9 protein-coding genes are annotated in these 9,205 nt (G+C 36.5%); all 9 read left to right on the top strand.

Annotation, left to right across the window (positions count from 1 at the left end; translation table 11 throughout):
• Positions 1–206: hypothetical protein (locus tag MRT15_RS07200; RefSeq protein ID WP_304329288.1), on the top strand; the 206-nt coding region annotated here is incomplete at its 5' end.
• A gap of 318 nt (positions 207–524) precedes the next feature.
• Complete coding sequence (gene cas6, locus MRT15_RS07195) at positions 525–1,250, top strand: CRISPR-associated endoribonuclease Cas6 (RefSeq protein WP_304329286.1); 726 nt, start codon at positions 525–527, stop codon at positions 1,248–1,250.
• 1 nt (position 1,251) lies between these two features.
• Entirely contained in the window at positions 1,252–3,108 is a 1,857-nt protein-coding gene (cas8b, locus tag MRT15_RS07190; protein ID WP_304329284.1) for a type I-B CRISPR-associated protein Cas8b/Csh1, read from the top strand.
• Positions 3,089–4,111, top strand: coding sequence for a type I-B CRISPR-associated protein Cas7/Csh2 (gene cas7b / locus MRT15_RS07185; RefSeq protein ID WP_304329282.1), 1,023 nt, complete (start codon positions 3,089–3,091; stop codon positions 4,109–4,111). Before cas8b ends, cas7b begins: the two co-directional genes overlap by 20 nt.
• A gap of 17 nt (positions 4,112–4,128) precedes the next feature.
• Positions 4,129–4,878 (top strand): type I-B CRISPR-associated protein Cas5b, encoded by a 750-nt coding sequence (gene cas5b, locus MRT15_RS07180; RefSeq protein WP_304329280.1) that lies wholly within the window; start codon positions 4,129–4,131, stop codon positions 4,876–4,878.
• Positions 4,862–7,282 carry a CRISPR-associated helicase Cas3' gene (cas3, locus tag MRT15_RS07175; protein ID WP_304329278.1) on the top strand — a complete coding sequence of 807 codons (2,421 nt, stop codon included), beginning with the start codon at positions 4,862–4,864 and terminating at the stop codon, positions 7,280–7,282. The genes cas5b and cas3 overlap by 17 nt, the downstream gene beginning before the upstream one ends.
• Positions 7,276–7,794 carry a CRISPR-associated protein Cas4 gene (cas4, locus tag MRT15_RS07170; protein ID WP_304329276.1) on the top strand — a complete coding sequence of 173 codons (519 nt, stop codon included), beginning with the start codon at positions 7,276–7,278 and terminating at the stop codon, positions 7,792–7,794. Before cas3 ends, cas4 begins: the two co-directional genes overlap by 7 nt.
• Before the next feature lies 1 nt (position 7,795).
• The gene (gene cas1b / locus MRT15_RS07165; protein WP_304329275.1) at positions 7,796–8,782 is read left to right on the top strand and encodes a type I-B CRISPR-associated endonuclease Cas1b; all 987 of its coding nucleotides are present in this window, start codon (positions 7,796–7,798) and stop codon (positions 8,780–8,782) included.
• 6 nt (positions 8,783–8,788) lie between these two features.
• Positions 8,789–9,052 (top strand): CRISPR-associated endonuclease Cas2, encoded by a 264-nt coding sequence (gene cas2, locus MRT15_RS07160; RefSeq protein WP_304329273.1) that lies wholly within the window; start codon positions 8,789–8,791, stop codon positions 9,050–9,052.
• Positions 9,053–9,205: the final 153 nt, after the last annotated feature.

The raw sequence follows: 9,205 nt of genomic DNA, 5'->3' as shown, positions 1-9,205 counted from the left end.
GCTTGGGTAGAGGCGTCTTAAGGATATGCGAGTATGCGGAGAGTATGGAGGAGGCGCATTCGAGGATAATTAGAGCAATCGACTCTTACACAGAGAACTGGCTGAAACGCTATGGTGTAGAGCCTCCGCAAAACTGTAAAGTAAGATATGCCATCCTTTTCATATCAGGCTACAAGATTGTGGAGAATTTTAGTATAAAAGCGTAATACTTCCCAACTTCATTCCTAAGAGTATAAACCTACACCTGTGGTTGCCGTTGTTATCTGCGAAAATTGATATTACGTATCCCAGTAGAAAACCTGTGGCTACTGGTATACTACCACTTAACTTAAGTGTAAGAAAGCTTAAGAACCTAAGTTGCAACTACCATGACCATATACTTTCACTTATATTTTCATTGGCGTAGGTTGGTGGAAAGCCATACGGATCGAATGGGAATGTTACAAAATGCTAATTGAAGATTATCTTTTGTTGCGAAATCATTAATGCTTTTATTTCTTTAAAGGTATTTTCTTTTGAGAAGTATGCGGGTCGTACTAAAGCTCCGTGATTCTAACGATGACTTAATCAATCTTCCTCAGCAGTATAATCATTTGGTTCAAGCAGCCATTTATAATAGTATCTCGCCGACCCTTTCTAACTTCCTTCACGAAAGGGGCTTTCTATATGGTAAGCGGTCGTTTAAGCTCTTTACGTTTTCTAGACTATTCGGACGTTACAAAAGAAACAATATGAATATATCATTCGAAGGTGAAGTTGAATTGTGGATATCTTCTCCTATTAAAAGATTTGTAAAGGATCTTACTAATTCCATATTGAAGCGCGGTTACATGATTATTGGGAACAATAAATTGAATATAGTGGAGGCTAGATTTCCAAAAGAACCTAAAATATCTAAAGAGGTAAAGATTAAGATGCTATCTCCAGTGACTGTATACAGTACATTATATGCTTCAGATGGAAAGAAGAAAACATACTATTATTCTCCATTTGAAAAGGAATTTTCAAAGTTAATAGATGAAAATGCTAAGAAAAAGCTTTTATTATTGAAACAGAGAAAAATAATATCGAGTTTGGAGATGGTTCCCTTAAGGGTGAGGGAAAGCGTGATCATATTCAAGGGAACGGTCATAAAAGGGTGGTACGGCGACTTTCTACTTAGAGGACCTATCATATTGATGAGATGCACCTATGATGCTGGACTGGGAGCAAAGAACTCTGAAGGATTCGGGATGTTTGAGGTGGTATAGTATGTTTGAGTCTATCCTCAAGATTGGAGAGCGTTTGAAGGAGCAAGGCATGGGGGATATTCCCATAGAACAGGTGAGAGAGGGGTATGGAGCGAAGATTGTATTTAACATGGACAATCATACGTTGGACTGTGAACTCTTTGAATGTAAAGGCGATATGGCTGAGGAAAAAGCCAAGGAATTCCTGTGGATTGGTAACCCGCGTGGTAATACACCTCATTTGAGGCTCACAACCAATAACCCAAAATATCTACTTGATCCTGAGGAAAAACACAAGTGGAGTATTGGATCTATCTTGAAATATGTTGAGGAAAGAGGTCTCCTCAGCGATAAAGAAATGGAAAAGTTATATCGGTATCTTAGGGATTTAAGAGATTCATTTTTCACTGGCAAGGAGAATTTAATTCCGAAATTTGAAGAAGTTTGCAGTAAGAAGGGGGTCAAACTGAAAGAGATCACATTATGTACGATATCTATAGAGAAAGGCGAGAAGATTATTGACTTAGCTAAAGAGCCAGGCTATTTGAAGCTTCTTCGCCACATAATCAGGTATGAGAAAACTCCTAAATATCCCCTTAGGTATGGGAAATGTCATATTTGCAATAGGGAAGGTGAGGTGCTCATTAATCCAGATTATCCTAAGGGGACATTTTTAGGAATCTACGTTATAGATAAAGCTGGTTTCCTTTCAGGCGTAAGTAAAAGTGAAGATTCTCTCTTAAAAACTCATGCCATCTGCTTTGAATGTAGAGAAAAATTAATGCTGGGAATGAACTTTATAAATAAGCATTTATCCGTTAAAGTTGGAGATTTAAATGCATGGATAGTACCTACACTTCTCAGTGAGAAAACCGACTTCGATATTATTGCATATTGTAAAAATCTTTTTGAAGCGGCTAACTCATATAATGGTTTTGAGAAATTAAGAGAAATTGAAGAAAAATTGAGCATAGTATCCAGCAGATTAGGCATCTTTCCCTATATCGTTAACATTATTTTTGGTCAATCTCAGCAATCTCAATTCATATTTCAGGGCCTTATACCGGATGTTCCAGTAACAAGATTCGTTGAAATAAGCAATGTTTCTGGAAAATTGGCGAGGAAAATGGCTAGATATTTCCCGTATTTTGCTAATGGGGTGGAACAATGGTTTATTGGATTTGAAAAAATAAGCAGAATATTTCCTCTTACGAGAGTTGGAGGGAAATACCTTATCGAATTGTTTAACGCTATACTTACTGGTGCCTACTATCCTAAGGAGCATATAATTGAAAGAGCTTTGCTTTATGTGCGGATACATAGGTTTGGAAACTACGGTGGATATAATGTAAGAGAAGTTGATAGAGAAAAAAGAGAGGAGGAGATTTGTAAAGGGTTACTCTTATATAATTTGCTGTTAAATCTTTTAGTTGAGTTAAGGATTATTGATGTGGAAAGGTGGGGAGGATATTTGGCTCTTGAAGGTATTGATAAAAATATTGCTGATTTCTGCAATGAGCAAGGTTACTCTGATTGGCAGATTGGATTATTTTTATTAGGTGTGTTAGTTGGCAGAATTGGTGTTGAACAGTTTAAGAAGGGTGATAGGAAAAAGTCTATTCTCGATAAAATAGACTTTGACGGTATGGCTCCTGAGAAGATTAAGTGGCTTACAAATGTTGTGCTTGAAGGACTTAGGAATTATAGGATACTCGAGTTCAATGAAGCCATTTACGCTCAAGCTAAGAAGCTGATTGACAAAAATATAAATAATCTTAAAAATCCGTTAGATAATACTTTTTATGTACTTTCAGGATATGCCTATTCAACACTTCGTGCGATCACTGGTGGGGGAGAATATGAGCAAGTTACCGAATAGTGAAATACTCCTAATATATGAAGCGAAAAACTGTAATCCCAATGGGGATCCAGATGAGGAGAATAGACCAAGAATTGATCCGAAGACTCGTGTAAATCTAGTTTCCGATGTAAGGTTAAAAAGATTCTTCAGAGACTTTATAGCGACAAGATTTGGCGAGCAATATATTTTCGTTACAAAAGTTTCTGGAAAAAGCGTTAGGGCGGATCAAAGGGTGGCGCTTTTCGGTCATGAAGGCATAGCCCCCGAGGAAGTAGATGTAAAAGTAAAGGAGGTGAAAGATAGGAAGAGAGTAGAAATAGAGAAGCTGGCTGAAGAAGTTCCTAAGCGATGTATAGATGCTAGATTATTCGGTGCGGTTGTACCCATAGGAGCTGGAGAGGGAAGAGGAGCACAGAGAACATTTATAGGCCCAGTTCAATTTACGTGGGGTTTCTCTCTTCACCCAGTAGAAATTGTTGAGTCATCTACTATAACATCTATCTTCAGCGGTAGGGAAGCTGCAGAACAATATGGAACAATGGGAAAAGATTGGCGTTTATATTATTCGCTGATAACCTTTTATGGAGTTGTTAGTGGTAATAGAGCCTTGCAAACTGGTTTAGGAGAGGAAGATTTAATGGTTCTAGATGATATTTTGTGGAGATCGCTAATAACTGAACCTACAACTAGAAGTAAAATAGGAGAGAGGCCGCATCTATACCTGAGGATTAAATATAAAGATTCTGAAACATTACTTGGTGATCTAAGAAGGTTTATAGGCGTCGATATTAAGGAGCCAGTAAGAGGATTTGGAGACGTTAATCCAAAGTTTGATAAGCTGATTGACGTTCTTTGTAAAAGCAAAGATCTAATATCTATGGTCTATGTTAATTGTAGCGAAGAAATGGAGTTTCTGAAAAAAGAGTTAATCAGCAAACTAGGTGAGGGGTACGTCAGGGTTTTGCCTCATAATTTAAGTAATGCTGAAATACAGAGAATAATCGCTCGATACATGGCTTAGTTTTAGGGGCTAAAACATTGATAATTTTTGACCTTACTGGTTATCTTGCACATTTTAGAAAACACTTTTCCACAACAAGTGCTCTTAGTTATACTTTTCCACCAAGAACCACATTATGTGGCTTAGTAGCTGGTATCCTTGGCTATAATAGGGATGAATATTATAAAGAATTTTCTTCTGAAAGATGCAAGATAGCTCTTCAATTAATGAAGCCAGTTAGACGACTTATACAAGTCGTTAATTACTTAATGACGGATGATGAAGCTATTAATTATTTCAAAAGAACACTTAGATGGTGGGGTGAGCCAGCACAGATCCGCTTAGAGTTAATAACAGCTGATGGACGAATTCTATCTGAAATACATTATAGAATATTTCTTCACCATGAAGATGGTTATCTAATGGAGCGTTTAGATGATAGATTGCGCTCAAAAAAGTTTTATTATCCTCCATCCTTCGGCACTGCTAATAACCTAGTCACGCTTACCTATGTAGGTAATGTAAAGGCAGAATTTTTCCAACCTAAAGGAGAAATACGCGTTTCTACAATCATACCAGTTTCAATGGTCAAGACTATAGAACCAGAGAAGGAATTAAGAATTTATAGAGAGGAACTTGTTCCAGCTGACTTCTTTGAGAATAGAACTTTAAGAAGGATGGAGAGTTATATTTATGAAGAATCAGGAAAACCAATAAAAGTTAAAATTGATGGATTTGCTTTTAAATGCAAAGTGGATGGGGAGGAAATAATTGGCACATTCATGTAATATTTTTTACTCTCACCCAAACATCTTTCTCAAGAATCATCTTAGAGATGTTGGTGAGCTCTGTGCTAAGTATATTGAGAATTGTGTATACGATAAAAAACTAATAGAAACCGCTAGATTAATAGGAAAGACGCATGACTTTGCAAAATACACAGACTTCTTTCAGAGGTACTTACGTGGTGAAAAAGTTAAAGGTCGTTTATCTACTCACTCAAGGTTATCTGCAATCTTATCCTCATGGATTCTTAATAGAAGACTAGGTGATCCATTCCTATCTTTAGTAGCATTCCTTTGTGTGGATCGTCACCACGGTTTTATAGAAAGTTTCAGTAAATTGTATGAAATGGTTAAGTTTCTTGATGAACCACTGATATTTCACCAAATAAACTCGATAAAAAGGAACCTTCAATTCATTAAGGATGAGTTTAAGGAAATAGATTTAGAGGATTCATTAGAATTCTTAAGCGATCCAGATAAAGGCATAGATGAGGTTAAAACTGTTTTAAATTGTTCAGACCATCTTCTATGGGATGAGGAGAGCAAATGGAGAAACTACTTCACAATTTTATTATTGTATTCGTCACTTGTAGACGCTGATAGAAAAGATGCTGGAAGAGTTTATGAAAACATCAGTATTGGACGTAGATATGAGAAGCTCTCAACAGGTGTGGTGAAATCTTATCGAAAGGAAAAGTTTAGCGGGTTAAATCGTCCAATAGACGTATTAAGAGAGGAGATATTCGCTCTATCTGAAAAGAATCTAGAACACATCTTATCCAAGCGTCCTCTACCCAAAATAATAACCATTACAGCGCCAACTGGAAGTGGGAAAACGATCCTCGGCTTTTACATCGCTCTAAGAATCCGTGAAGTTCTATCAATAAATGGGGAAAATCCAAGGATTATTTATTCTCTACCATTTATCAATATTATAGAACAGACCTACTCAGTATTCAACAATGTACTTTCACAGCACTTCGGCAAAGTCACAGTTGACATATTGCTTAAACACCACCACCTCGCTTTTCCTGAAGGCAAATTCCAAGGTGAAGATATACCGCTTGACAAAATACTTTTATTAACGGACGCTTGGGATTCCGAAGTCATAGTGACAACATTTGAGCAACTAGTTGGTTCTATTATTGGAAATAGAGGCTCATCGTTGAGGAAACTCCATAACCTCGCGAATTCCATAATAATATTAGACGAGATACAAGCAATTCCACTTGAGAGTTGGAAACTTATACAGGAGGTTTTAACTAAACTTACTAGATTTTTTAACGTAAGAATAATAATGATGACCGCAACAAGACCAGTAATATTCCGTGGAGATTATGAAGTAGTGCCAAGTTATGAGGCTTTCTTTGAGAGATTAAACAGATTTACCATAATTTCGCATGTGAATATGGAAATGTCTCCAGAGGAAGCTGTTAAATTTTTCTTCTTAAAATGGGATGGGGAATCCTCAGCACTTATAGTTCTGAATACGATTAAAACCTCAAAGGTTGTTTATAATGGAATTTCTGCTAAATTAGGGAGAAAAGCCGTTAGACTTGGTTCCACAAATGAGGCGGATGCTATTAAGGATCCATCAAAACCTATCCTCGCCTACCTTTCTACTAGTATAGTGCCTAGTGAACGGAGGAGAAGGGTGAATTTAATCAGAGACATACTGAGAGAGGGTAGGAAGGTTATACTTGTCTCAACCCAGGTTGTTGAAGCTGGGGTAGACTTAGATTTTGACGTAGCTTTTAGAGATGTAGGGCCTTTAGACTCTATTATCCAAGTGGCTGGAAGATGTAACAGAAACTGGAGGCGTGAAGCCGGATCGCAAATGCATGTAATTAGGATTATAGATAATGAGGGGAGACCTGAGGCTGAGAAGATCTATGGGAAAATATTGCCTAATCTTACAATTAATACACTCAGAAAGAAACCTATTATTGAAGAACGGGAAATTTTAAATCTTATAAACGATTATTATGTTAAAGTTTTAGATTCATGCAATGTGGGATCCAAATATCTGGATTACATAAGAAACCTCGCGTATAGTAACTTATCTGGTTTCTCACTCATTAGGGAGGAACCTAAAGTTTCCATATTTGTGGAAGTCAACGATGATGCTGTGGCCGTTTTGGATAAATTTAGGAAAGCATTGAATAACCTCGCATCAATAAAAATGGATGATCTATTCGAATATAAAGCTGAGTTAAGGAAGTTGCGTATTGATCTTGAAGACTATGTAGTTAATGTGTGGCCTAGTGAGAGAGTAAACTCACTAGATGAAATAGTACCGAAAATTGGAATATACCATGTGCCAAGAGATGTATTATCAGCTTATTATGACAGAGAAACAGGTTTTCTTCAGGAAAATGAAGGTTATGGTGAAGATTATATATGGTAAGTGATGAAATCTATATAGCACAAGAACGGGCAATTACAGGTACCCTTATATGGTATTATTTTACGTGTAAAAGAGAAGTTTGGCTAATGAGCCGGGAAATAACACCTGATGAAGACTTCTCCTTGTTGGAGATGGGTAGAGCTGTTCATGAGATGTTTTACCAGCGGATGAAGAAGGAGGTTTCATTAGAGGGGATAAAGCTAGATATATTGATGAGGGAAAATAATGTGGTTTGTGAAGTTAAAACATCTTCAAGGTTCTTACGAGCGGCTAAGTTTCAGCTTCTTTATTACCTTTACAGGTTGGAGGAAATGGGTTTGAAGATGCAGGGTGAGATAAGAATACCCAAAGAGAGGAAGAGAATAGTGGTTTTTCTTGATAAAGAAAATAAGAATGCACTTATGGATGCATTGAATGAGATAAAGAAGATAATTAACGCAGAAAAGCCACCAGAGCCTATTAGAATTCCTTATTGTAGGAAATGCGCGTATAAAGATTTCTGTTGGGTTTGATATGAAAAGGAATCTCTTCATTTTTAGTAGCGGTGAACTTAAAAGGGAAGAGAATACCTTATGTTTTATCAGCAATGGACATAAGAAATTTATCCCGGCCTCTAATGTTTCTTCTATATACATATTTGGTGAGTTGTCGTTCAATAAGAGGCTTTTAGAATTCCTGTCCATAAATGAAATCGCGCTTCACTTTTTTAACTACTATGGATATTATATGGGGAGTTTTTACCCAAGAACTCATTACAACTCTGGTTATATGGCTATTAAACAATGTGAACATTACATAGATGTTGCAAAACGATTGATATTAGCGCGTAAATTTGTAGAGGGGGCTCTTTTGAACATGTTTAAAAACCTGACCTACTACAAAAACCGAGGGGTAGAACTTACGTCTTATATCGATAGCATTAAAGAGAATTTAAAGGAAGTAGAGAAAACAAAAAGTATTGAGGAACTTATGGCAGTAGAAGGTAGAGCCAAGGAGACGTATTACCTTTCATTCAACATAATATTGAAAAACGATGAGTTCAAGTATGAAAGAAGAGAAAGGAGGCCGCCAAGGAGTCCATTAGATGCCCTAATCAGCTTTGGAAACAGTTTACTATACGTTACAGTTCTAGGAGAGATCTACAAAACTCACTTGGATCCACGTATAGGGTTCTTACATGCTTCAAATTTTAGAAAGTTTTCCTTGAACCTAGATGTAGCGGAAATATTTAAACCAGTAATAGTGGATAGATTAATCTTTACTCTTGTTAATAAAGGAATGATAGATGCTTCTTCGTTCGATAAGGAGTTAGGTGGCATTTATTTATGTGAAAATGGAAGAAGAACATTTATTGAAAAATACGATGAAAAATTGAATCAAACGATAAGTCTTCAGAGGAGAAAAGTATCTTATCAGAGATTGATAAGACTTGAGCTATATAAATTGGAGAGGCATCTTATAGGAGAGAAAGAATATACACCTTTTGTTTCGCAATGGTGATTTAATATGTATGTAATAGTAGTTTATGATGTAAATGTCCAACGTGTCGATGCGGTTTTAAAAACTTGTAGGAGATATTTAACATGGGTTCAAAATTCTGTTCTTGAAGGTGAAATAACTGAAGCTAATTTTCTAAGACTTAAACATCAATTATCAAAAATAATTGATAAGGAAAGAGATTCCATAACTTTCTACATATTAAGGACAACCGCGTATATGAAGAGGGAAACGTTAGGGGCTATAAAGGGAGAGCCAACTACAGTCCTCTAGTCGTTCTATGCGTAAATATGCAGTATTACACATCGACAGAAAAAGACTTTAAAAAGAAGGTAAAGTAAAGCTTATTAAACCAAAAAAGCCGAAAACTCAGAGGGTTCATAGAATACCTATAAGGGCTTGAAACCCGTGACGAAAAAGGCAGAT

This window comes from Candidatus Culexarchaeum yellowstonense (genome assembly GCF_024707025.1).
GTDB lineage: Archaea > Thermoproteota > Methanomethylicia > Culexarchaeales > Culexarchaeaceae > Culexarchaeum.
The sequence above is the reverse complement of the archived record's forward strand: the minus strand, read 5'-3'. Positions and strand labels throughout refer to the sequence as shown.

Coding starts and splice junctions, on each gene's coding strand:
- cas4 (WP_304329276.1), top strand. CDS start 7,276: ATGGTAAGTGATGAAATCTATATAGCACAAGAACGGGCAATTACAGGT.
- cas2 (WP_304329273.1), top strand. CDS start 8,789: ATGTATGTAATAGTAGTTTATGATGTAAATGTCCAACGTGTCGATGCG.
- cas6 (WP_304329286.1), top strand. CDS start 525: ATGCGGGTCGTACTAAAGCTCCGTGATTCTAACGATGACTTAATCAAT.
- cas1b (WP_304329275.1), top strand. CDS start 7,796: ATGAAAAGGAATCTCTTCATTTTTAGTAGCGGTGAACTTAAAAGGGAA.
- cas7b (WP_304329282.1), top strand. CDS start 3,089: ATGAGCAAGTTACCGAATAGTGAAATACTCCTAATATATGAAGCGAAA.
- cas8b (WP_304329284.1), top strand. CDS start 1,252: ATGTTTGAGTCTATCCTCAAGATTGGAGAGCGTTTGAAGGAGCAAGGC.